Below are 25,118 nucleotides of genomic sequence, written 5' to 3'. Positions count from 1 at the left end.
TCTGTTAAAGAAAACGATGATTTTCTGTATATAAATGAAAGCGATTCAAAATTAAGATTGAAGTAGGTTAACTCAATACGAATATAGGGGGCAACACAGAAATGAGGAAGAAGCTGATCGGGTTCATTCTACTCTCGCTCGTCCTGGTGATGGCGGCAGGCTGTTCAGGTTCGAATTCCGGCACGAATGCGTCGCAATCGAATGAACCGCAAAGCTCCGCTGCAAGCAAAGAAAAGCGTACGGTCACATTCGCCACGATCGCCGGTTATTACACGGATGGATTGAAGGAGGCAGCCCAAGAGTACACGAAGCTGAATCCGGAAACCGAAGTCGTCATCGATGTCATTAAGGATAACGATACGTATCAAGCGAACTTCAAAGCCAAGATGGCGGCGGGAGGGAAGGATGCTCCCGATATCGTTCACATTAATTTGATCGGGGAAACGAGCTCGGCCGATGCGATCGATAAAGGCTGGCTGCTGAAGCTGAACGATTACGTGAACCAACCGAATCCCTACAGCGGCGACAAAACCGTATTCGAGGGAATCGATCCCGAATACCATCAGAACACGTATAGCCGGGACGGGGACGTTGCCTATCTCCCATTCGATCTGGTAGGCACAGGATTCTACTACAACAAGGATATTTTCGCAAAGCTGGGAATTTCCGAACCGGAAACGTGGGAGGAATTGCTCGCTGCGTGCAAGCAATTGCAAGATGCCGGCTATATTCCGATTACGATGCCTTTCGGCTTCGAGTCGACGATCACGCAGGCGTTTCTCGACTGGAGCGCCAAAAGTCTTTACCCGGAGTTGTTAATTCAGCCGGGAGATGCTCGCTACGACGAGAAAATCCATAAACTGAATACGAGCATTGCCTACTCTGCCGACAATGGAAACTTCGATTTCGGCGCGAGTTACGATCCGGAAAAGCAATTGCTTGCTCTCAAAAACAAGCAATACGATATGCAAGGGGCAGCCCAACGCAAAATCTGGACGGTCATGAAGGAATTGTCCGCGTATTACCAGCCCGGCTACGCAACGATGCAGGATCCGGACGTCTACCAACTGTTCATTGCGCAGAAAGCGGCGATTTATTGGAACGGCAGTTGGCAAGTGGGAACGCTGCTCGACGATATGAAGAAGCTGGGCGACAAATCCTTCGGATGGGGAACGTTTAAATTCCCCGAGTTCGCCGAGGCCGACCCGCTGTTTCCGGGAAAACCGCGAGGCATTCTGGTGCCGGGCCATCTGCTCGGAATCGCGGATAAGAAGGACCCGGAGCAAGAGAGCCGGACGAAGGATTTCATGATGTATCTTTATTCGCCGGAAGTCGCTCAGAGAGTGTTCGAGACGACGCTTGAGGCAGGACAGTTCGTTCAAGGTCCTAGCCTGGTGCTTGGGGTGAAGCTGCCGGACGAAGTCAACGCATATCTAACGGGCTTCAAAGTCGATGGCAGCATGGGCTACGCGATCGCCAATGCCGTTCCTTCCTCGGACACGAATCAAGCCAAGCAATCCGCTCAATTGAAATACTATGAAGGCAAACTATCGCTGGAAGAATTTTTGGCCGAGCAGGACAAAATTTTGAACCGGGATATGGATATCTATATCAAGGCTCAACAATACGATCTGGATCCGAAGACCAATCCATAAGCTGCAAACGGAATTCATCATACAGGCCGAGGGAGAACGAGGTGTTCTCCCTCGACGGCTTGCTTACATGGAGTGAGATTATGATCGACAAGCCCTTTCGTCCCGACAGAATCCGATATTGGTTAAAAGCTTATTTTTTTATCGTTCCTTCGCTCCTGTTCGTCTTGATCTTTCTCTATTATCCGATGCTGACTTCCATCTATCATTCCTTTACGGACTGGAATTTAGCTCAAGCGGAATGGATCGGTTTGGACAACTATATTCGCATGTTTAACGACAATACGTTTCGAATCGCGCTATCCAATCAACTTCTGTTTACCGTCACGGATATTGTCAAAAGCATCGTATTCCCCTTATTGGCGGCGGAGTTGATTTTGTCCTTGCGCGAAACGAAGCTTCAATATCTGTATCGTACGGGTTTCGTGATTCCGATGCTTATCCCCGGAATTGTTTTCGTTCTGATCTGGCTTTCCGTTTACAACCCTTCCAACGGATTGCTGAATCATTTCTTGTCGTTCGCAGGTCTGAATTCTCTGGCAAGGCCGTGGCTTGGGGAGAGCGACACCGCGATATGGGCCGTTATTCTCATGGGATTTCCTTATATCACAGGTTTGCCGTTTCTTATCTTTCTCGCAGCGATCGGGGGCTTCAACAAGGAAATTATCGAATCGGCCAGAATGGACGGCGCCAAGTTTCGGAATATTTTTCTTAAAATGCATCTGCCGTTGCTCGCGCCGCAGTTCAAAGTCGTGCTTCTGCTGACGATCATCGGCAGCTTGCAGGACTTTGTGCGAATTATCGTACTGACCGGAGGAGGACCGGGAGTATCGACCACGGTGCCGTCGCTCATCATGTACAACTCGGCCTTCAAAAACTCCAATTATGGATACGGCAGCGCGGTCGGCATTTTCCTGTTCGTGAGCATTCTCCTCCTAACGCTGTTGGTATCAAAAATTTTCAAGTCTGAAAGAGAGTGAATCCGGGCTATGAGAAATAACAGAGTTGCGGAAGTCGGCGTCGTTCTCAGCCTTTCGGTTCTACTGCTACTTACCCTTGTTCCGTTTGCCATGCTATTGTTCCTTTCGTTCAAAGATCATCTCGATATTGTGATCGACTTCTGGGGAATTCCGGGAGAGATCAAATGGGAGAACTATTCTACGGCCTGGAGCGCCGTGTCCGGGAGCATCGGCAACTCTCTGTTCATTTGCTGCGTTACGGTAGCCGGGGCAGTCCTCATTAGTTCGATGGCCGGTTACTCTTTCGCCCGCAACCGTTTCCCGGGCAAAGAAATCCTCTTTATGCTTATTATCAGCGTGATGCTGATTCCGTCCATGTTGAATATCGTTCCGCTATACGCGATTATTTCACAGTTAAATTTGACGGACTCTTTCTGGGGCTTGATTTTACCCTATATATCGGGAACGCAATTGGTCGGAATCATTCTTTGCCGGACATTCTTTCAAGGAATTCCGGAAGAGCTGTTCGAAGCTGCGCGAATGGACGGCGCCGGAGAAGCTTATTTGTACTTGCGCATCGCGCTTCCCTTGAGTATGCCGGTTATTGCGACCTTGGGGATCATTACCTTTATTAGCGTTTACAGCGATTACCTATGGCCGCTGATTATATTGAAAGAGCCTCATCTTACTTTTACGATCCAAGCGGTTAATATGACGACCAATGGCAGGCCGGATCTCGGATTATCCTTCGCCGCCTATATCATCGGCAGCTTGCCGATGATACTGGTCATTATGTTCGGTATGAAATATTTCGTGCAAGGAATTACGTCGGGAGCGCTTAAATCTTGAACCCGCTGCAGAGAAGAGAGGAGAACGCTACTCAATGGCAAATTTGAAGTTCAAAATCGGATTGATCGGAAGTCCCGTCAAGTTTGTCTCATGGACGGAGGAGACGGTAATGTCCATGAAACAAATCGGATTTAACGCTCTGCAGCTGAATATCGCCTGGGGAGGGCGTCCGCACGACGAACCGTTAAATTTGGAGGACGTCGTAGCGTTATCCGGCGAAGCATCGCTTAAATACGAGCAGAAGATTCCGATAGGCGGCGATTCCTCTTCGGGCGCATGGGAGCGGCGAAGAAACGATCTCAGAGAGCGTATACGGTTATGCAAGCAGGCGGGAATGCGCTCCATTTTCCATTTTGGCGCCCCTTACAACGGACAGGATGGTTATCGAGATCTGCCCCTCGAAAATTGCTTGCTGGACGGCGTAACGCCCGACAGGTATGTAGCACTGCTAGAACGGTTTAACGAGGAGTTTCCCGGGGTTGACGATCTGTTGCTCTACACCTACGATCAGGACGCTTGGCTGTGCAACGAGTTCGGAAGCTGCGAGTCGTGCAGGGGAATTCCTCTGGATGAGCGCGTCGTCCCTTTCGTTAATCTGCTCGCCCGAACATGGAAGCGGCTGACCGGAGGACGTCTTTGGTGGGAGCCATGGGAATTGTCGGCGGGACAGGTGCTTAAGTCGATCGAGAAGCTAGACGCGGATTGCGTCAGTCTGGCGCTGCATTCGAATATTGCCGAAGTTACCGTTACGCTTCCGGTAGACCGTTTTTTGAAAAATGCCGCCAATCTTGCGGTCAAACGGAATATCCCGTTTGTCGTGGAAGGGTTCTTTACTTCCGCAACGGAGGAAGTCGAGCCTTACGAACATATCGCTTACCCGCTTGTCACCTTGCGCCAGCTCAGGGCGATAGCCGGTACTCCCGGCGCAGTGGGGATTAAGGAATACTTCGGCATAGATATGATCAAGCCCGATCCGAATTTACGGGTTACGGAGCTGTTCTTTCGGAATCCCTGCATCGAGGACGACGAAGCGCTGGAGAAGCTTGCCGAACCTTACGGGATGGCAGCCGAAGAAATGAAGGCTTTCTGGCGTCTGAGCTCGGAATCGTTCGAGCTGTTTCCGTGGGATGTCTCCTGGTTTGTCCGCAAAATCGGTCTTTGCGACGTGTCGCATTCCATGACTGCCGCGTTTATCCGGGGGCAGCAATGCCATACCCCCTCATGGGAATCCACGCGTAGGTCGATCTTCATGAAAACCGACGATCTTGAGCCGGACCCTTGGATGATCGAGGATATTCAGCTTCGATGCAAATTGAGCGCTGAGCGGGCGGAAGCGGCCATTCAAACAGGACGGAATGCTCTTGAAAGGGTTTCCGCGTCGCTTCGAGACGTATTAAAGAAAAACTTGGACGAGTTAGACGGTTTCCAAAGACGGGCTATGTCCTATGCGTATCATTTACGGGAAACGAATCTGGTTCGCATCATTCGCTCTTATCGCGAAGACCATCGGGAGGTGCCGGAGCGGCTTCTTGCCGAACTGACGGCGTTATTGAAAGAGGATCAACAAAACCAACGTTCGGCAGAACCGATTCAAACCGTTCTGGGGATGCTGGAGGAAGATTTGGACGAATTTCTTGATCGTTACTTTCTAACGCCCGATCGGAACGACTGGGTGAAGGGACCGCACAGCTTAACCTCTCGCTGAATTTAGGGACATGGGGGCGGAGATTTCTTCGTCATGCAGGAGTTTGTGTCATCCATTCAGGAACAAAGAAAGCCGGCTATCGATGTCTACGACGCGGTTACCTGGAGCTCGGTATTTCCACTATCCGTTCAATCCGCAGCTAACGGCAGCATTCCCGTGAAGTTTGTGGATTTTAAGCTTCGAACCGGCTCTCGAGCTTCTTCGGTAAGCGAGCGTTGATACAGGTCAGAATGAAGGAGGATCATTGCAAATGGCAAAGTATCTGAAGACGGGAAAAAGCCAAGCGGAAGCGGAAGAGCAGGATCAGAGGGTTTACGAAACGGTGCGCGACATTCTTAAACAGGTAAAAAAGAACGGAGATCAAGCGGTGCGCGGGTTCTCCCGGCATTACGACAATTGGTCTCCAGAGCAGTTCAGACTGAGCCGACGGCAAATTGACGAAATCATCGCCAAAGTACCCGAGCAAACCAAGACGGACATTCGTTTTGCTCAGGATCAAGTACGCAATTTTGCAGAAAAACAACGAGCTACAATCCGCGATCTGGAGGTAGAGACGTTGCCCGGAGTCGTTCTGGGGCATCGCAATATCCCTGTCAATAGCGTGGGTTGTTACATTCCGGGCGGACGATATCCGATGGTGGCGTCCGCCCATATGAGCATCCTTACCGCCAAGGTAGCCGGTGTGAAACGGGTCATTTGCTGCACGCCGCCGATAAATGGCGAAATTCCAGAAGCCACGGTTTGCGCTATGGATTTTGCGGGAGCGGATGAGATTTATATTGTCGGCGGAGTGCAAGCGATGGCGGCTATGGCGCTGGGCACGGAAACGATCGAGCCGGTGGATATGGTTGTCGGTCCGGGGAACGCCTACGTGGCCGAGGCCAAGCGGCAGCTATACGGCCAAGTTGGCATTGACCTGTTCGCGGGCCCGACGGAGGTAATGATCATTGCCGATCATACGGCGGACGCGGAAATGGTAGCCTGCGACATTCTCGGTCAATCCGAGCACGGGCCGACTTCGCCCGGGGTACTAATTACGACTTCGGAGCAACTTGCGCATGAAACGTTGCTCGAGATCGATAGACAACTTATGACTTTGCCGACTGCGGACATTGCAAGCGTGGCCTGGAACAATAATGGGATTATCATAGTGGTAGACAGCTTGGAAGAGGCTGTAATTGAAGCAGATAAGCTGGCCTACGAGCATGTGGAGGTGCTGACCGAGAATCCTCGATATTTCCTGGAACGCCTGACGAACTACGGCGCATTGTTCTTGGGGCCGGAAACGAATGTGGCCTACGGGGACAAAGTGATCGGCACCAATCATACGCTGCCGACCAGAGGAGCGGCAAGGTATACCGGAGGGCTATGGGTAGGCAAGTTCCTCAAAACGTGTACCTATCAGTCGTGCACATCGGAAGCAAGCGCACTGGTCGGCGAGTATGCCGCCAGATTGTGCGAGATCGAACGATTCATGGGGCATAGGGAGCAGGCGCTTCTGCGCGTACGCCGATATGGGCGTTCCAAGTTGTCCGCATCGAAGTGAGTTTCCAAGCAATTGTTCAGGGTTACTCGGATGGCAGCGTCCAACCGGATCGCGTCATCACCCGTGCAGAGTTATATAACTGAGCCGCATTTACCTTCTATATTTGAGCCTAAGCGTGTTAACGCTTGGGCTTTTCTTATGCAACGGATGCCGCGTTCTACAGAGTAGAGCGAGTCGTCTTATAATTTTATAAGTCGAAATAAAATTTCATAATAAAATATGTTTGTGAAATTTATTGACGAAACATTCGAATTTGTATAATATTCAGATAGGATCCGCAAAGCGAGTTTAAGCTGTCGAAGTTACTTTATAGGAGGGATGGGGAAAAGAAATAAGGCGAATCTGTTCAGTGGCTTGGAGCGAAATACCAAAATTAATAAAAGGAGCAGTGAGAATGAATCGTTTATTTGCGCGTTGCAAAGCAATATGCAGCCGGATGCTTATAGTAGTCATGCTAACATCCATGTTACCTGCTATTCACGTTTCAGCGGCGGGGGCTACTCCTCCAGATTCAGATGCATGGACACCCTATCAACAGTACTTAAACTCGGATGTTTCCAAGAAGGAAGATATGCGTGCGACTTGGATTGTAACCGTATACAATTCAGATTGGCCAACCTCGGCATCGTTAGCTATTTCCGATCCTGCAGCGAGGATGGAAAAGCAAAAGCAAGAACTAAGCAATATCTTGGATGCGGCAGTTGCCAGCAATCTGAATGCGGTTATGTTTCAGGTTCGCTCCTCTTCCGATGCGCTCTATAAATCTGATCTCGTTCCCTGGTCTATCGTTATGACAGGGACACCAGGCGGCGATCCAGGCTTTGACCCGCTTGAATATGCAATAGATGAAGCGCACAAGCGTGGATTAGAGCTGCACGCATGGTTTAATCCATATCGTGCCGCAACTGCGATCAATGATGCCATGGTTGCTCAACTCAAGGCACTGCCAAAGAGTATTTTCAACACTCATTTTGATTGGATTAAAAAAGCCTATGATGGCGTGTATGTAGTAGATCCAGGTATACCTGAAGCACAAGCATGGATAGCGGATAGCGTTATGGAAGTTGTTAATAAGTATGATATTGACGGCGTTCATTTCGATGACTATTTCTACCATGAGGGTAAAGCCTTTGATTATGATGACAAAGCCACATTTGAAAAGTATAAGGGCGGTTTTACAGACATAGGCGATTGGCGAAGAAATAATACATACAAGCTTATCAACGATCTTTCCCAAAAAATTCGTTCAGCAAAACCTTGGGTACAGTTTGGAATCAGCCCTGCCGGTATGTGGGCCAATATGAAAGACGGGCATGTTAACGGTTCTCCAACTGCCGGAGGCGGACCAAACTATGATAGGAGCTTTGCAGATACATTAAGATGGGGGAACGAGGGGCTGATTGACTACCTGACTCCACAGGTTTACTGGCCCTTTGGCCGTGATGTGGCTCCCTACGGTGTAATAGCAACATGGTGGGCGGATCACCTTACAAATCCCAATACAAAGCTTTATATGGGTATGGGATTGTATAGGGTAAATGCTACAACCAATCCAACGGAAACGGGATTTTTGGATCCTTACGCCAAAGATGAGATTATCAGGGAAATACTACTCAATACAAATTATAGAAGTGAAATGACAGGCCGCGGGATCGATGGTTCATTCCTATACCAGAGCAGCAATATTGTTCCAGGTGCAGGAATTTATAAAAAGGAAGCTGTAGAAAATGGAGTAAGAACCGCTTGGGCGAATAAGGCTATAGCTCCAAAAGCAACCTGGAAGAGCAGCGTTGCTCCAGCGATGCCCACAAATGTTACTGCCGAGGCTGTAGGTGGCGTTACAGAAGTTACATGGATATCTAATGATGAAACAGGCAGCACCGCATATTATGCGATTTATAGATTTGCAGAGAATGAAAATCTTGATACATCAGATTCAACAAAAATAATTGCAGTTGTTGGCAAGACTGCTGATAGTGACGGTAAAGATATAACAAGTTATACCGATACAGCGGTATCAGATCCAAGCAAGGTACAGTATGTTGTCACTGCACTTGACCGCCTCCATAACGAGAGCTCGCCAAATGCGCCGACACCGGTTCGTGCAATCGATGCAGACCTTACTACTGCAGTCGGTACAGCCCCGGTACTTCCTGTATCCGTAAAGGTTAATATGACATCAGGTTCTCCGGCTAATATGATGGTAAAGTGGGAGAAGATAACCGACCCTAATCTTTATTCCGCTGCCGGAACTAGCTTTGATGTAACCGGGACAGTTATTCATACGAACGGAACACTAACAGGAATGACTGTTAAAGCACATGTTTCAGTTGTTGCACCGGCTATAAAATATATTCATCCTGTAATTGTAAGAACAGAACAAAATACGGCTCCGGTATTTCCAGCTACTGTGGATGTAATATATACAGACAGTACAGTTTCGTCACTTCCCGTTATATGGGAAACTCCGGATCCTGAAGATTACAAAAACGCCGCACCTTTCGATGAATACAGAAATCCAAGCGTGAAAGGCATACAGGGAATAGTTGATGGAACAAATCTAAAAGCAGAAGGCAATTATATCGTATATCCGGCAGTTAACTTATATGCGCCCATAGCTGTTACAACTCGGGTGGGAATACCTCCAATACTTCCCCCGAGCGTTAATGCCACATACACTGACGGTACAAGCGCAAGTGTAGCAGTAGTCTGGGATGATATTCCGGCAGAAAACTACGCTAGTATGAATGACTTTACCGTAAAGGGAACAGTTGAAGGTGCCGCAATGAAGGTAGAAGCTGCGGTAACTGTTGAAAGCGCTGTAAACATAGCAATCATTGATCCGGTATATGTGAAGACAGGTATCGGCGTAGCACCGAAGCTTCCAAATACGGTTAAGGTAACCTATGATGATGGCACGATGGACACTGTTTTAGTAACATGGCCAAGTGTGGATCCGGCTGTTGACTGCTTAACAACACACAGATTTACGGTTACAGGGACAATAAATGGTACATCCACTAATGTTACAGCTACAGTTGAAGTTGCTGCAGTAATAGTGTTGGACGACTTTGAAAATGGGGTTGTTAACGGCGGTGCTGCCCAGAGCATGATTAAGTGGACAGGCGACAGTGCCAGCAGCACACCGCCAACTTTGTCCTATGATACCGCTATAAAGCATAGTGGAAATAGTGCCTTGAAGGTTGACTATAAGTTATCCAAAGTTGCAGGTACTGCAAGCGCCTATGTTCGTCCGAACCAAGGTACGGGCATTGTGTTTAAACCCGGGGAAGTCCCGCAAAAGATAGGTTTCCGGGTATACGGAAATAATGTTACAACTTTTGCTCTGAGGGCAGAGTTCCGTGCAGGAATTACGACTGGTTCCACTAATACAAATCAAAACATTTCTAATACGCTGAATTTTACTGGATGGAAGTATCTGGAGTACACGGTGGCTCCGTCCTATCAATCTACGGGTCTCACTATAACACTTATGCCCGGTATCGTTGCCACATCATCCAATGATAAGGTGGACAGCACCATTTATATCGATGATCTTGTGGCTGTTTATGGAAGCGAAACAAAGGATACAGCAGAAATAAGCGGGGCAATTGCAGCTGCGCAAAGCCTTTATGACATCACGACTGCCGGTACAGGCCACGGGCAGTATCCTTTATCGGAGCGCATGGGGCTTAATGCCGCTATTGATGCTGCAGCTAGCGTTATGAACAATCCTGCAGCCGTTATGGCAGATCTTTATAGTGCTACCGATTTGCTTAACTCAGCAGTGGATGCCTATATTGCTGCACAGATTGTAAGCGAGCGGCATCAGATCATAGAGGACTATGAAGACCATGGCAGCGGAAAGAGCATCGTTGACTGGATTAATGATGGAGGAAGCACTAAGCCCACTATTTCATATAATAATGATCCCCATTACGTGAAAAACGGAAATCGATCATTTAAGATTGATTATAATTTTGCGGGAACTACCGGGACAGCCAGTGCTTATGTAAAAGGTGCATCCTACCCTAACCAAAAATTGAAATTTACCGGAGAGAATACACCAAACAAAATTGGTTTTTGGCTTTATGGCAATGATGAGACGATTTTCAGCTTACGTGCAGAAATAAGAAAGGCAGACGGTACTTCAGCCACAACCGCCAATTTCTTGCCAGCCAATTCCGTGATGAAATCAGGCTGGAATTTTGTAACCTATGATGTACCACAAGCAACTTTTAATGCATCAACGGGCCTTTTGCTAAATATTATGCCTGGATTAGTTGAAACCTCTGCTGCCGGCAGAGTAAGCAGTACGATCTACATGGACGACCTTACTGCAATATATAATGTAACTCCGGCTGCAACATTAAATAAAACAGGACTGATAGGAGCTATCGCAACTGCAAAATCCCTGCTTCTTGGCGCAGTGGAAGGGACACAGGGAGGCCAGTACCCTATAGGCTCCACAGCCATTTTGAATGATGCTCTCATTGCTGCACAATCTTTGGTAAGCAGCACCGTACAGTCGGATATTGATCGTGCAGCAGAAACAGTAAATGCTGCAGTTAACACCTTTAAAACTGCACAAATTCCGCTAATTGATATTCAAGGTTTAAAAGCTGCGATAGATGCCGCAAAGGCAAAACATGATATTGCAGTTGAAGGAGCACTACCAGGACAATATCAAAGCGGAGCCAAGGCAGCACTGCAAGCTGCGATAGATGCAGCAAACACAGTATATAACCATGCAGGCGCAACGCAAGGAGAGGTTGAGGCGGCAAAAACGGCATTAGCGCAAGCTGTTGCTGATTTTGACCGAATGGTGGTTTCGCCTTTAGCGACCATTGATTTAGATGCTGCGATAGCAAAGGCTAAAGCTCTGCATGATGGAGCAGTTGCAGGAACTGAACCCGGACAATATCCGCAACAATCAATGGATGATTTGTTATCGGCAATATCGGCTGCAACAACTGCTAAAGCTGATGCACAAACCCAGACAGATATTGATCGTATATTAAACGATCTAAATGCTGTAATTAAGGCTTTTGAGGATGCAATGGTTCCATTAAATGTGGATAAAACTGAACTGAATCAGGCTATTGCTGATGCACAGGCTAAGGTTAATTCAACCGTAGTAGGGACACTTGGCGGACAGTATCCGCAACATGCAAAAACTACTGTTACAACCGCAATTGCAGCAGCACAAGCAGTTTTAGGCGATATTCATGCTGACCAGGATGCTATTGATGTTGCTGTAGCCGCATTAAAGACAGAAGTAGCAAAATATTTTGCAGCACGAATAGCAGCTCCATGGGATAAGTATAATGTTCCTGAGGAAACACCGGTAAACAAACGTGAGATGCGTGCTGCCTGGATAAGCACTGTTGTTAATATTGACTGGCCATCAACTGATTCATGGAAGATTGAAGACACGCAAGCTCGTGCGGCGGTGCAAAAAGCAGACCTTATAAAAATTCTTGATGATCTTGCAGAAACAGGCGCCAATGCGGTGATGTTCCAAGTAAGGCCGACATCAGACGCATTTTATAAATCAGAGCTTGCACCATGGTCATACTGGCTGACAGGAAAACAGGATGTTGATCCGGGATTCGACCCGCTGCAGTTCGCAATTGAAGAAGCGCACAAAAGAAATCTCGAACTGCATGCGTGGGCTAACCCATACCGCGTTTCCATGCCGGCGGCCATGTATAAGGACGAATCAGGAAAGCCTTTATCGGACTTAAATGCAGTAGGAAATATGTTGAGCCAGGTGCCTGATAGTATCTATGCCAAGCATCCGGAATGGGTAAAGGTTGGCACAAACCGCTTTGTCCTTGACCCAGGCATTCCGGAAGCTGCGAAATATGTTGAAGACTCCGTAATGGAAATAGTCGAGAATTACGATATTGACGGCATACACTTTGACGATTATTTCTATGTTGGCAGCAATGGCGGTTTTGATGCCGGTTATAGCGATCAGAGCACATATGATACCTATGCCGACAAAACCGAGTATCCGAAGATTGAGGATTGGCGCAGAAATAACACATATACACTGGTTAAAAATCTGCATAATAGAATAAACGCAGCAAAGCCGTGGGTTAAATTCGGGATTAGCCCGGCAGGCGTATGGGGCAACAAAAAAGACGGACATCCGGATGGTTCTGAAACTTCGGCCGGAATACCAAACTATGACCGTGCTTATGCAGATACCAAGAAGTGGGTTTTAGAAGAAATCATCGACTATATAACCCCACAGGTGTACTGGACATTTGCAAATTCAGCTGCAGGGTATGGAGTTGTTTCATCATGGTGGTCCGATTTGCTTAAAAACAACCCTGATGTACAAACACAGCTATATATGGGTGTAGGTTTGTACTGGCTGAATCCTGTCGAAGGAACTACTGATAAATATTGGAATACCCCGGGTGTCGGGGATCAGGAAATTGCACGCCAGCTTAAGTTTAATGCTGCAAACCCCAATATAGACGGTACTATGATTTTTACGTATAACTCATTTAAAGTTAATTCTCCTAACGCTATTTCTGCTGCATCGCTGATTAAGAATGACTTATGGGCTAACAAAGCCCTTATGCCGGCAATGCCGTGGAAGGGTGGAGTTGCACCTGAAGCTCCGGTATTAGTAAGTGCAACATTTGAAGACGGGAGCCATACAATTAGCTGGCAGGATAATGATGAAAATACAGCATACTATGCCGTTTATCGTTTTGAAGATAATGAGGCTGTAGACATTAACAATCCTGTTAAACTGATTGCTAAAGTTCGTAAGAGCGAGACAGGTCTGCAAAGCTATACTGATCAGACAGGAAAACCAACAAGTAATTATGTTGTGACTGCATTAAACAGGCTGAGCGATGAAAGTATTCCGTCAAATGAAAGTACTCAATCACCAATAATTGACACATCTTCATTGGACAGCGAAATAGCAGCAGCTGTGGAACTAATGGCTAATGCTGAGGTTGGTACAGAAGCCGGGCAGTATCCACAAGAGGCAGTAGATGCCTTAACGGCTGCAGTAACCATTGCATCGGCTATAAAGGTTGATGCAAAGACCCAGGAAGAGATTGATCGTGCAGTGGAAGGCTTGAAAGCCGCAGTAGAAAGCTTTAAGGCTGCACAAATACTGGATCCGGATGTTAAAGTCGAGGAAGTGAGCCTTGATCAAGAAACGCTTCAATTAAACGTTGGCGGTGTTTATCAATTAAAGGCGACTATCACTCCATCGGGAGCAGCTAACAAGAATGTAACATGGACATCAAGCGATGCTGGAATTGCAGGAGTTGATAACACCGGTAAGGTTACAGCAATAGCAGAGGGGATAGCGGTTATCACAGTGACAACCGAGGATGGAAATAAAACGGCAACCTCTGTTGTAACTGTAAGCATGCCATCAGAGACAATCGACACAACGGAATTGGATAATCAAATAAAAATAGCTGAAGATTTAAAGGACACGGCAGGAATCGGTACAAATCCCGGGCAGTATCCGCAAAGTGCAAAAGATGCCTTGGAAGCTGCAATAACAGCTGCATTAACGGCCAAAGCGGATGCAAAGACCCAGGAAGAGATTGATCGTGCAACTGTAAACTTAAAAAGTGCTGTAGCAAGATTTATTGCCGCAAAAATACCAGTACCTGAAGTGATATATGTTCCGATACATGTTACAGGCGTAAGTCTGGATAAGCAGACATTGGAACTGAATATTGGCGATGAATCTCAGCTGACGGCAGCGATTAGGCCAAGTAATGCCGACTTTATGCAGGTGACATGGAAATCCAGCAACGAAAATGTTGCAATTGTTGATCGTGCAGGTAGAGTTGTAGCAAAAGGCAGCGGCACGGCAATCATCACAGTAACAACCACAGATGGTAATAGGACTGCAACTTGCGTTGTAAATGTAAGTGCTCCGGTAACAGAAGAGGAGGAAACTAAGCCTGAAGAGAACGTTGAAGTCGAATTTAGCGACATTCTAGGCCACTGGGCGGAAGCAAGTATTAAACTTGCAGCGGCTAAGGGCATTATCGGCGGCTATGCCGACGGTACATTCAAGCCGAAGAGCGAGGTTACCCGCGCCGAGTTTGCAGTCATGCTGGCTCGCATGCTGAACTTGCAAGGAAACGGAGCCGAACTGGAGTTTAACGATAAGGCAGCCATCGGCTCGTGGGCGGAACAAGGCATCGCTCAAGCTGTGCAAGCTGGAATCGTGAACGGCTACTCCGATGGCAGCTTCAGACCGAACGCGAAGATCAGCCGCGTCGAGATGGTGACGATGATCGTAAATGCGCTTGGTTTCGCCGACAACTCCAAGGCAACAACTGAATTTGCGGATGACGCCGAGATCCCGGCATGGGCTAGAGCGGCAGTTGCAACGGCTGTTGAGAACGGGCTCGTTCAAGGCGTCGGCGGCAACAAGTTCGCTCCGAATCAAACGGCAACAAGAGCCGAGTCGGTGGTCGTTCTGCTTAGAGCGCTAGAGTTCGCAAGTAAATAAAGCTGAAGTCGATCAACGATATACACTATTTCATAGTCAGAATCGTCTCAAAGGCAAATTGCATGAATGAAACACCCGTGATATGATTAGGATAGAAATAAGGAGCCGGACGGCCATCCGACTCCCTGCACAACATTTTGGGTGGGAAGCCTCCAAAAGTTTTCAGAGAAAATAACCCGTTACCCTTGGCGCGAACCTGGGCGGGTTATTTTCGTTTATTCATGAGAGTGAGCAAAGCCAGCAAGAACATGCCGAGCATAATCACTTCAGTCAACGAAAATGTCATGAGCATCACCTCCGCTCTGGAGGCGATACTTCCCCACCCAAGTCTGTTGCACATTAGCATTATATCAAAATATGACATTTCTTGCATGGAAGATTTATAGAAAATCGGAATAATCGTGTAAGAGGAATCATGTTCCTATTCGAATTGTTACGGTTCAGGAACAGGATATATGCCCGTTGCTATTGGTGCGTCGCAAGTGCGAACTTAAAGTTTTCTTTACATTTCATTTACGTAGCAATCTACCATGATAAATTGAAGTTAGATGCAGCCGGATGCTTGGACCAAGGCATCGTTGTATGTGACGAAATTTGTAATTAGGGGGGAATGGCGTGAATGTAAAATCCGTTCAGCCGGTCAGCGAGTATTTCAAAGCGATGCAGCAAAGCAAGGACGCGAGCGCGACGAAGAATCAGACGCGTTTGGCATCTATTCGAAATTTACTCATGCTGGGCAAGAAGCTGCGTACCGGCGAAATGGACTACTTACAACGACAAGATCTCAATCTATACAATCAAGCAATGAGCCTTTCGATGGAACGCCAAGCGTATGAGGACGCATTGCAGCATAGTCGAAGCAAAGCGGATGCGAGTTATTACAACACGTTCAAGCTGATGCAGATTGCCAATCAACTGAAGCATGGCGGGTCAGAGGAGCTGCTGATGCGCGCGAACTCGATTCAGGAAGCCCATCGCGAGTTCATGCAATCGATCAAGTATGCCTCGCTGAGGTAAGATCGGGCGTAACCGCCAGTACCTATAGAATGATTCTTGGTGACTACTCGGATGACGGTGGCGGTGGCGGTGGAGCTTTCCCCGGCTGGCCATTATGATGAATAGTTAATAGTTCTGCGAAGTCACTACCTATATGAATAAACAAGGGGTTTCTCGGTTATCTTCGATAAATGAGAAAGCCCTTGTTTGTTTTAGCGTGGCTGGAGAGATTAATAGTCGAGTGTGCTATAGTAGTGATAGGGAAGTTCCGGAGGGGATGGAGTATGTTCTTTTTCATTGTATGGTTTGTGTGTTTCATCGTATTCATAGTGCTTGCTACTTTATTTAAAAAGAAATATAAAGTCATTGGATCGTTAGTCAGCGCGCTTGCTGTCAGTGTGTTGGTTCAAGTTTTGGAGCAATTTTACTTGACGAGCATCATTGTTGTTGCCGTCATTTTGTATTTTTTAATAGGAAACATCCATACATTTAAAAACGAACAGCTCAAGCTAATGGTTGCAATATTATTTGGTACGACCACCGTGACACTTGTACTATCGTTTACCTATTTCAATCAAATTTCTACGCCATCTGATCCCGAGATCTTTAGAGTGATGTTTATCTATTACCCGTTATTAATTATATTTATATCTTGTTATGCATACATGCTTCTTTGCCTTTTCAATTTTAAAATACTGCAAACCTCAAACCCGTTCCTATATATTGTGAATAAAATTCGCGGCTTCAGGCGAATGATTCGTTTGTTCTGGATTGCTTCGCGAAAAGGGCTGAGTCATCTGATTCAGCAAGATCATGCGAAACTCCCACATGTTATTGCCGAGATTCTTGAAGAGATGGGGGGAGTTTTTGTTAAGTTTGGACAAGTATTATCAACCCAAAAGGAAATTTTACCTGGTCATTTCATCGAAGCGTTCTCTAGTTTGCATGACCAAGTAAAACCTCTCAGTCAAGAGGAGCTAAAAAAAATCATTGATAGCAGAATTGGCAACATGAATGAAACGTATGAAACCTTCGAGATGCAACCCATCGCAGCAGCTTCTATCGGACAAGTTCATCTGGCTAGGCTTAAGTCAACCGGAGAGAAAGTCGTCGTTAAGATTTTAAGACCTGATGTTAAGCAAAAGATGACAGCGGATTTGGATTTATTAATTCAATTTGTGTCATGGCTGTCGGAGCGTTCTTCTAAAATCAAAAGACTCGGTTTAATACAACTCGCAGTAGGATTTAAAAATAATCTTATCGAAGAAACTGACTTTGATATCGAAGCGCTGAATACCAACATGTTAAAAAGAGCGTTTAAAGAACACGGAATCCCTATAAGAGTGCCTAAAGTTTATTCCGAGTATTCGACTAAACAAATACTAACGATGGAGTATATCGAAGGGAATCGTTTTACAAAAGAAGTGACAACCGATGTTTCAGAAATGATCATGCACGCATTTTTAGATCAAATCCTGATGATAGGTATCTTCCATGCGGATCCGCATCCCGGGAACATCATGTTGACAACGGACGGGGAAGTTGCGCTTATTGACTTCGGTTCAGTTGGTTATTTATCAGATGATGAACGAGGCGGTCTGTTAAGCTTCTTGGTTGGTTACAGCAATAATGATACGAAAGAGATGGCGCATGGCTTGGCGAGGGTTTGTGAGGAAGGACATTTATTCAATGAAGATATGATGGAACGACGCCTCAGTAGACTTCTGTCAGAAGCCTCTTTTTCACATGATCCTACGAGTGTCATAATGAGACGGCTGATGTCGATGATTACCGAAGCGGGGCTATCATTAAAACCAACCGTTGCCGGTGCATTCAGAGCAATCATTACTCTAGACGGGACGTTGTCATCCGTAAATGAAGCATACTCTTTATCCACAGCGAGTCAATCATACGCCAGCCAGATTAATAAAGGACAATTGGCGAAGGAACGTTTAGGTAAGGTCAAGGGAAAGTTAGAGGATTACATCCCGAAATTACTGGAGTTGCCTATTCTTAAAGACAATAGAATCACCATTGCTCGTGAGGAAAATCATAATTTGAATGATTTTATTGGGGCTATAACAGTCGGCATCTTTACCGTGATATGTATGGTAGTCATGCTTGCGAGCTTTTTTGTGCAAGGGGAATTCATGCGATTTTTACTTGCTCCCTTATCCATGTCAGGCTTTGGAGTCGGTATGATCATACTGATCATGTCAGTGATTAAGCAGCTAAAACCCAAGATATAAAAGTCTTTTCCAATCGAAAGGAATGAAATGCAAGCATGAAAGAAGCATCCGAACAGCTCATCCAATTGCTTGGGCATCCGTACGAGCCCAAACAAGTCCAAGCCTTGCTGCAATCATTCGGCGTCAAGCGGATGCCGGCACCGAACAGCTATTTCAACGACGATATAATCTGGTCGGCGAAAGCCTCGCTACGCATTGATGTCTATCGCGCACCCAAAATAAATGATTTGACCGGGCTCCAATATGCAGCTGAAGATGGATGGATCATTGGCGCCATACATTTTCTTGCGCCGGGGGCGGATGATCGAATTAAAGCTCCGTTCCCCGGAAGCCTGCCCGGGGGGATGACGATGAGCTCAACGCCCGAAGAATCCATACACGAATATGGACCGCCTGCATTGGATGAGGAGTGTTGGCGCCCTGGCTATTCAGGCCGAATATTGGCATGGCGCAAGCCCGGCATAAATATTGTAATGGAATACGAGGATAATGAATCCGCGAGAGAGTTGAGAGGCTACACGGCCTGTTTGATTGGCTGCATAGGCGCCTGGAGAAACGATAATCCGGAAGTCTATGCTCCCTGAACGGAATCCTGCTCCACAAATATCATCATGAACCTGCCATAATACTCAAAGAGCCCTTCAGGAATTTCCTGATGGGCTCCAACTCGTTACTTGTCCCCGCATTCGCAACGCTTGTCGTCGTTAAGAAAACGACAGGACTCTATCGACAAAACAATTCTACTACAGTAGAATGTTTATATGCGATTCTACAGCAGTAGAATATATATGAACGAGGTGGTTTCATTTGGTTATGAAGTTATTCGATAGCGAGCTTAATATTATGGAAATCTTGTGGAAAGAAGGCGATACCCCCGCAAAGAGAATTGCAGAAATTGCAAAAGAAAAAGTAGGTTGGAGTAAAACAACAACGTATACCATCATCAAAAGATGCCTTGATAAAGGGGCGATCGAGCGGCATGAGCCTAATTTCGTTTGCCATGCGGTTGTTACACGAGAGCAGGCTCAAGAACACGAAACAACGGAACTGATAAATAAAATGTATGATGGCGCCGCCGACAGACTGATTGCTTCATTGTTGGGACAGAAACGACTGTCGACAGAAGAAATTAGCCGCTTGAAACGTCTTATTGATAGCATGGAATGAGGTGAGGGAATGTCGTTACTTCAAATAAGCATATCGGCTTCCGTCTTTATTCTTGCAGTTATTTTATTGCGTTCCTTGCTTATTCACAAGCTGCCCAAAATGACCTTTCTGTTTCTTTGGGGTGTTGCATTAATTCAATTGCTTGTACCTGTTTCCGTTCAATCGCAATTTAGCATTTTTACGGCAGCGGAACATATAAGCGGAATGTTTACAGCGCCAAAATTGATTTCCGCGCCAGAAAGTTCAACATTTACTAATGGAACTACGGTAATCATGCCGCCAATTACAGAACATGTGACCGCGCCGATTATGCCATTAAAGACGGCTTCACAACTATCGCCTTTTGTATGGGTGTGGTTCGTTGGTTTTACGATGTGTGCTTTGTTTTTTATCATTCCGCATTTAAGGTATCGCAAAATCTACAAAATGGCTGTGCCTATTAGAAACGATTTTATAGGAAAATGGCAGCATTCAAATTTGTTATGGCGAGATGTTCCAATCAGGCAACTCGATCATATTTCTACTCCGCTTACATACGGTATTTTTCGGCCCGTTGTACTCTTGCCGAAAAATTTAGATTATGACGATGAGAAACAGCTTGCGCTTATCCTGACCCACGAATTTACGCACATCAAGCGATTCGACACACTAAAAAAATGGATTCTTGCCACTAGCGTTTGCGTCCATTGGTTCAACCCTTTTGTATGGGTCATGTATATCCTTGCCAACCGTGATATCGAGCTATCCTGTGATGAAACAGTCATACGAAAATTTGGGGACAACATGAAACCTACTTATGCCAGGGCGCTTGTACGTTTGGAAGAAAAGAAAATCGGCTTGTCTCCGATGATTAGCAACTTTTCCAAAAACTCGACCGAAGAAAGGATTATATCGATCATGAAAACCAAAAAAATCACGATCACCACGATGCTTCTCGCTATTGGGCTTGCAGCCAGTGTCGTTATCATCTTTGCGACCTCTGCAGTGGATAAAACGGAAGTTGCTACGGATGTCGACGAACCTATAGCCTATAGTGAGCCCTCGCTATATCAAGGTGCCATCACCACCAAAATAGTGCCCGCATTATCTCAAGGCGCCACCACTACGGATTTAATGCCGCACGATTTAACATTCAACAAGAAATACGATGTACCGAAGTTGATAGACAGCCTTATGGCTTCCAAGTATCGTGCAGTTTATATGGACAACGAAATATATCTTCGTGTCATGATGGATAACACCATACAGATAAGCAAAGATAATGGCGCGGTTTGGAAAAAATATGACACAGATGAAGTCGATGCAAAAGAATTTGCAAAATGGCTGCTGATAAACGATCCGATTCCGGGCTATTCAATGAAAGAAGTTCAGACTCGCTTGGCAAATGGGGCAGAAGTAAAACATTTAGTGTTTGAAAATGTAAAGGAGATGTATTTCATAATCGACAGGAACGGCGTACAGATTGAACTTGTACAGCTTGAAAAAATATCTTCTGTTCTGATCGACGGTCAAAGAATGATGATTACTTCCGCTATATCAGCCCAGATGCTGAAATCATTTTATGACTTTTTAGTGTCGAACAATATACTTTCGGAAACTCATGCAGAACAAGATTATTCGGAAAGAATGAAGTATCTTGAAAAAAATCTCCCTAACTTTATCGTGGCGAAATAAAGGGGGGACCACGTTGATCCCAATAAAAAAGAGGAGCGGATGCGCACATGATCCAATTGACGAACCGCCAAGCAAGGCAATTTCTGTTATTGAAGCACGGGCTGTTGGGCGAATATCAATTTACCGGAAAGCAGGGCGTATTGGATTTTGTGCGGCAGGTCGGCTGTATTCAATACGATCCCATCGATGTTTGCGGAAAAAACGCCGAATTGGCACTGCAGTCGCGAATCAAGGGATTCACCAAAAGCATGCTCGACGAGTTGCTGTATAAAGATAGAAGTCTGGTCGACTATCCCGACAAGAACCTGGCCATTATCCCTCTCGAGGACTGGCCGTATTTTGAGCGATACAGGCAAGCCGCAAGGCAGCATGCCGTGCGCTATCCTGAAATGGAAGCTTTGACAGAGCAAGTACGGGCACATATTCAAGATCATGGTGCGGTTAGTTCGGATGATTTAAAATTAGATGGAAATTTCGCTTGGCAATCGGCCATCCACTGGAGCGGCGGAAACAACGCATCCCGGTCGGTGCTGGAGCAGATGTACTCGACGGGCGAGTTGATTATCCATCACAAAAAAGGAACCCGTAAGTATTACGATATTGCCGAGAAGTACATACAGCCAAATCTGCTGAATGCGCCGGAGCCGCTGCCTGACGAGCTCGAGCATTACAAGTGGCGGGTATTGCGCCGGATCGGCGCTGTTGGCCTTTTATGGAATCGCGCATCCGACGCCTGGCTGAACATATGGGGATTGAAGACAGAGCAGCGAAACGAGGTTTTCCGCCAGTTGTTGCACGAGGATCGCATTGTTGCTGTTACCGTGGAACAAATAAAGGATATGCTGTACTGCCGCGCGGAAGATTTGCCGCTTATTGAAGCTGTCCTGCAAAATCCAGCTCCGGAATTTCGTTGCGAGCTGATTGCCCCGCTGGACAATATGATGTGGGACAGAAAACTAATCAACAAATTGTTTGGCTTCGATTACACCTGGGAGATTTACACGCCGGCAATTAAACGTAAATTTGGCTATTATGTGCTGCCGCTATTATTCGGAGAGAGCCTGATAGGACGAGCCGAGGTAATCGCGGAGCGAAAAACCGGGACGCTCGCCGTTAAAAACATTTGGTATGAGAACGGCGTAAAGCAAACCAAGCAATTGCGATCCGCCTTGGACGATTGTTTCCACAGGTTTGCGTTATTTAACGGATGTGAAACGATTTCGACAAAGTTGCTGTGACAACATGTAAAGGGGCTGTTAGGTCAGCAAAACTGACCTAACAGCCCCTTGAGTTATGTTTAAGCCTGCTCAAGGCAATTCCTTCCCGGAATCGTTCTCCCATTGCCTGCGATATTGGCTAGGGGTAGTTCCCATATGCCGCTTGAAGATGGTGTAGAAGGAGTTGACCGCGGAGAACCCGGTTTCCTGCACAATGTCCTCGATCGACTGCTTCGTCTCCGTCAACCGCCGCTTCACCTCGTTCAGCCGCAGATCCGTGATATATTCCGATAGTGATTGGCCAGAGAAGTCTTTGAATAATTGCCTGATATAGGTGGAGGAATACTTCAGTTCATCGGCGATCATCTTGGTAGACAAATTCGGGTCATACAGATGCTCCTGCACGACTTGCCGGATGAGCGCAATCAATTGGTTCTGGCCGGCGGCAACAGATTGCAGCTGCAACTGCTCAAGGATGCCGCCTAAGGTCAGGTGCAGCCATTCGATCAGCTGCTCCTTCGTCTCCAGCAGGTCGAGCATCTGCTCCATCCGCTTGAGCGAGCCAAGCGAGCTGTGGTCCAGTGCGAGATTTAGCTGCTCTGCGGTCTTGGACAGGTTAAGCAGCAGCTTCAGGAGCGAGAGGCGAATCTCCGAATAGGAGAATGGCAGAATGGCTTCAATAAACTTCTCCAGATGATGCTCAACCTGCTTCTGATGGCCAAGCTTCAATTCGCTGAGCAGCTGCCGCTCGCGCTCTTCCGGGTAGCTGTACTCGCTCTCCGTCGCCGCTATGCCGTCCCCTTTAACCCAACATTTTCCGGTTCCGCCTTTAAACCGCTCATTCGTCAGTTCAAGCACCTGCATATACTCGCTGCTCAGGTCGTTCGGGTTATCGACTGGCAGGCTGACTGCCGCGGTAAGCGAAATTTTGATTAGCTCGGCGCATTTATTTTGTACGGATCTGGCGATGGCCGGGAAATCGTCCTCCATGCCACCCCTGGCCTCGCATATTGCAACGATATGGCCGGACTTCATGTCGACTGTTTCTACAGGGGCAACCTCGCTGATCAGCTCTTGGGCGACATTGCATATCGCGAAATAAATAAGGCGCTGGTCGGAATAACGAAATTGCTTGGCGAATTTATCATAGTTATCCATTCGAAATACGAGTATGACAAGTTGATTGATTGAAACGGCCAGTTCATATTCCTTGAATAAAGCGGCCGCCGAGGAAGCGCTGTAGTGGGTAGGACGATGCAGCAGGTCGCGAATAAAAATTTCTTTGCCTTGCTTGGTCGATTTGACCAGCTTGTTTTGAAATTTGGATATTTGCTGCTTCTGGCTGCGCAATACCTGCGACAGCACAGCCAAGTCGGCGGAAGAAGCAATGGCGTCGTCGGAGGGATGCAAATGCACCGCCTCTTCAATCAAGTTTTTGATCGGTCTATAGATGCGGCGCGACACTTTCCAGACGGCGAACAGTGTAACGGCAAGGATAATGCTGAAAAACCAGTACGTTAGCGTACGCAACTTATACAGGTTGTGCAGCACGGAGTCGAGCGGAAGCGTTTGCACGATTGTCCAGCCAGGCGCCGTAAAGAAAGAGAACGGAGAATAGACGACCATTTGCTGCTGATCCTTGTACCAGCGATTGCCTGTGTTATTGCGCATAAGTTGGTAAGGCTGCTGAAATTGTGCCGGATCGGGACTGTAGACGACGCGCTGCTCGCGGTCCAGAATATAGAGATTGCTGCTGGCAAGCAGCCGCTCGTGTGTAAAGTATTCTTTAAGCGCTTTAATATCAATATTCACCACGAGGGCGGAAGCTTGGCCTTGGAAGTAGGAAACGAAGGACAGATAATCCGTCTCGTAACGCAGGCTGCTGCGATAATAATCCGCCCGCCGTATATACAGCCTTTGCCCGCGAAAGCCTTGTTCTTGGTCCAAGGCGGTCAGCAGCTGCTGGTCAGGATATTCGCTGCGTCCATAAATCCCTACTTTGGAATCGACAATGTTACCGGTGTAATAGTTTTGCATAACGATGGAATCAATAATGGGCTGATTGTCCTTCAGCTCCTTGAGCTTCCTCCATGCTTGATAATTCAGGAACGGATCATTGTCTCTGGCAAGGGCGTAGCCAAGCACCTCTTCATTATGTACAGCCTTCTGAATGTAGTCGAGCAGGCTGGACATTTTCGCGGCATAATTGATGGATTGTTCATCGAGGAGTTTCTGCGTATGGCTGCCAATTTCATTCATCGCTGCTTTGGAGAATTGATTGTACAAGAACAGGATGCTGGCAAGCATAATGGCAAGACATACGAAAATAAATGACACCAGGATATGGATAAAGGTTTTCTGATTTTTCATGACCTGCATAAAGGAGATTTGTTTTGTCTTTTTTGGCATTCTTGGCATCGGCAGCCCCCCAACCGTATTCTCAATTAAAATATAGCATAAAGCGCCGGAATCAGGCGCGAGGTTCGTGCGAATTACTGCCAGATCCGTCAATTTATTAGCAATCATCGTTTTTGGAAGCTTGATTTTCCGCTGATTTGGTAATGTTCAGACGTTCTGGATATTGGCCGG

At 46.7% G+C, this 25,118-nt stretch carries 15 protein-coding genes; 14 read left to right on the top strand and 1 reads right to left on the bottom strand.

Going from position 1 to position 25,118, the window contains the following annotated elements:
• Nucleotides 1-101: 101 nt before the first annotated feature.
• The 14 genes from B1748_RS15940 to B1748_RS15875 all read left to right on the top strand — a co-directional run bounded on the left by B1748_RS15940 (nucleotide 102) and on the right by B1748_RS15875 (nucleotide 22,550).
• The gene (locus B1748_RS15940) at nucleotides 102-1,655 is read left to right on the top strand and encodes an ABC transporter substrate-binding protein (protein ID WP_087568924.1); all 1,554 of its coding nucleotides are present in this window, start codon (nucleotides 102-104) and stop codon (nucleotides 1,653-1,655) included.
• A gap of 80 nt (nucleotides 1,656-1,735) precedes the next feature.
• Entirely contained in the window at nucleotides 1,736-2,632 is an 897-nt protein-coding gene (locus tag B1748_RS15935; protein WP_087568923.1) for a carbohydrate ABC transporter permease, read from the top strand.
• Between the two features lie 9 nt (nucleotides 2,633-2,641).
• The gene (locus B1748_RS15930) at nucleotides 2,642-3,460 is read left to right on the top strand and encodes a carbohydrate ABC transporter permease (protein ID WP_087568922.1); all 819 of its coding nucleotides are present in this window, start codon (nucleotides 2,642-2,644) and stop codon (nucleotides 3,458-3,460) included.
• Between the two features lie 34 nt (nucleotides 3,461-3,494).
• On the top strand, nucleotides 3,495-5,165 hold the full coding sequence (locus B1748_RS15925; RefSeq protein WP_087568921.1) for a hypothetical protein: 1,671 nt from the start codon (nucleotides 3,495-3,497) through the stop codon (nucleotides 5,163-5,165).
• Between the two features lie 33 nt (nucleotides 5,166-5,198).
• Nucleotides 5,199-5,384: a hypothetical protein gene (locus B1748_RS15920; protein WP_087568920.1), complete on the top strand. Its 186-nt coding sequence runs from the start codon at nucleotides 5,199-5,201 to the stop codon at nucleotides 5,382-5,384.
• Between the two features lie 31 nt (nucleotides 5,385-5,415).
• Nucleotides 5,416-6,711 carry a histidinol dehydrogenase gene (gene hisD / locus B1748_RS15915; RefSeq protein ID WP_087568919.1) on the top strand — a complete coding sequence of 432 codons (1,296 nt, stop codon included), beginning with the start codon at nucleotides 5,416-5,418 and terminating at the stop codon, nucleotides 6,709-6,711.
• Nucleotides 6,708-6,794 carry an S-layer homology domain-containing protein gene (locus B1748_RS38040; RefSeq protein WP_373271279.1) on the top strand — a complete coding sequence of 29 codons (87 nt, stop codon included), beginning with the start codon at nucleotides 6,708-6,710 and terminating at the stop codon, nucleotides 6,792-6,794. Before hisD ends, B1748_RS38040 begins: the two co-directional genes overlap by 4 nt.
• Nucleotides 6,795-7,105: 311 nt before the next feature.
• A complete protein-coding gene (locus B1748_RS15905) occupies nucleotides 7,106-15,226 on the top strand; it encodes a family 10 glycosylhydrolase (RefSeq protein ID WP_087568917.1) in 8,121 nt (2,706 codons plus the stop codon).
• Between the two features lie 615 nt (nucleotides 15,227-15,841).
• A complete protein-coding gene (locus B1748_RS15900; RefSeq protein WP_087568916.1) occupies nucleotides 15,842-16,243 on the top strand; it encodes a hypothetical protein in 402 nt (133 codons plus the stop codon).
• A 263-nt stretch (nucleotides 16,244-16,506) separates the two neighbouring features.
• Nucleotides 16,507-18,471 carry an ABC1 kinase family protein gene (locus tag B1748_RS15895; protein WP_179215611.1) on the top strand — a complete coding sequence of 655 codons (1,965 nt, stop codon included), beginning with the start codon at nucleotides 16,507-16,509 and terminating at the stop codon, nucleotides 18,469-18,471.
• Between the two features lie 35 nt (nucleotides 18,472-18,506).
• Entirely contained in the window at nucleotides 18,507-19,055 is a 549-nt protein-coding gene (locus B1748_RS15890) for a hypothetical protein (protein WP_087568914.1), read from the top strand.
• Between the two features lie 229 nt (nucleotides 19,056-19,284).
• The gene (locus B1748_RS15885; protein ID WP_256975707.1) at nucleotides 19,285-19,638 is read left to right on the top strand and encodes a BlaI/MecI/CopY family transcriptional regulator; all 354 of its coding nucleotides are present in this window, start codon (nucleotides 19,285-19,287) and stop codon (nucleotides 19,636-19,638) included.
• Between the two features lie 9 nt (nucleotides 19,639-19,647).
• On the top strand, nucleotides 19,648-21,312 hold the full coding sequence (locus B1748_RS15880) for a M56 family metallopeptidase (RefSeq protein ID WP_087568912.1): 1,665 nt from the start codon (nucleotides 19,648-19,650) through the stop codon (nucleotides 21,310-21,312).
• A gap of 47 nt (nucleotides 21,313-21,359) precedes the next feature.
• The gene (locus B1748_RS15875) at nucleotides 21,360-22,550 is read left to right on the top strand and encodes a winged helix-turn-helix domain-containing protein (RefSeq protein WP_087568911.1); all 1,191 of its coding nucleotides are present in this window, start codon (nucleotides 21,360-21,362) and stop codon (nucleotides 22,548-22,550) included.
• 69 nt (nucleotides 22,551-22,619) lie between these two features.
• On the opposite strand, the gene B1748_RS15870 is transcribed toward B1748_RS15875, so the two are convergent.
• Complete coding sequence (locus B1748_RS15870; RefSeq protein ID WP_179215610.1) at nucleotides 22,620-24,947, bottom strand: helix-turn-helix transcriptional regulator; 2,328 nt, start codon at nucleotides 24,945-24,947, stop codon at nucleotides 22,620-22,622.
• Nucleotides 24,948-25,118 lie beyond the last annotated feature (171 nt).

It is taken from the genome of Paenibacillus sp. MY03 (assembly GCF_002165585.1).
Taxonomy (GTDB): Bacteria; Bacillota; Bacilli; order Paenibacillales; family Paenibacillaceae; genus Pristimantibacillus; species Pristimantibacillus agaridevorans.
The sequence above is the reverse complement of the archived record's forward strand: the minus strand, read 5'-3'. Positions and strand labels throughout refer to the sequence as shown.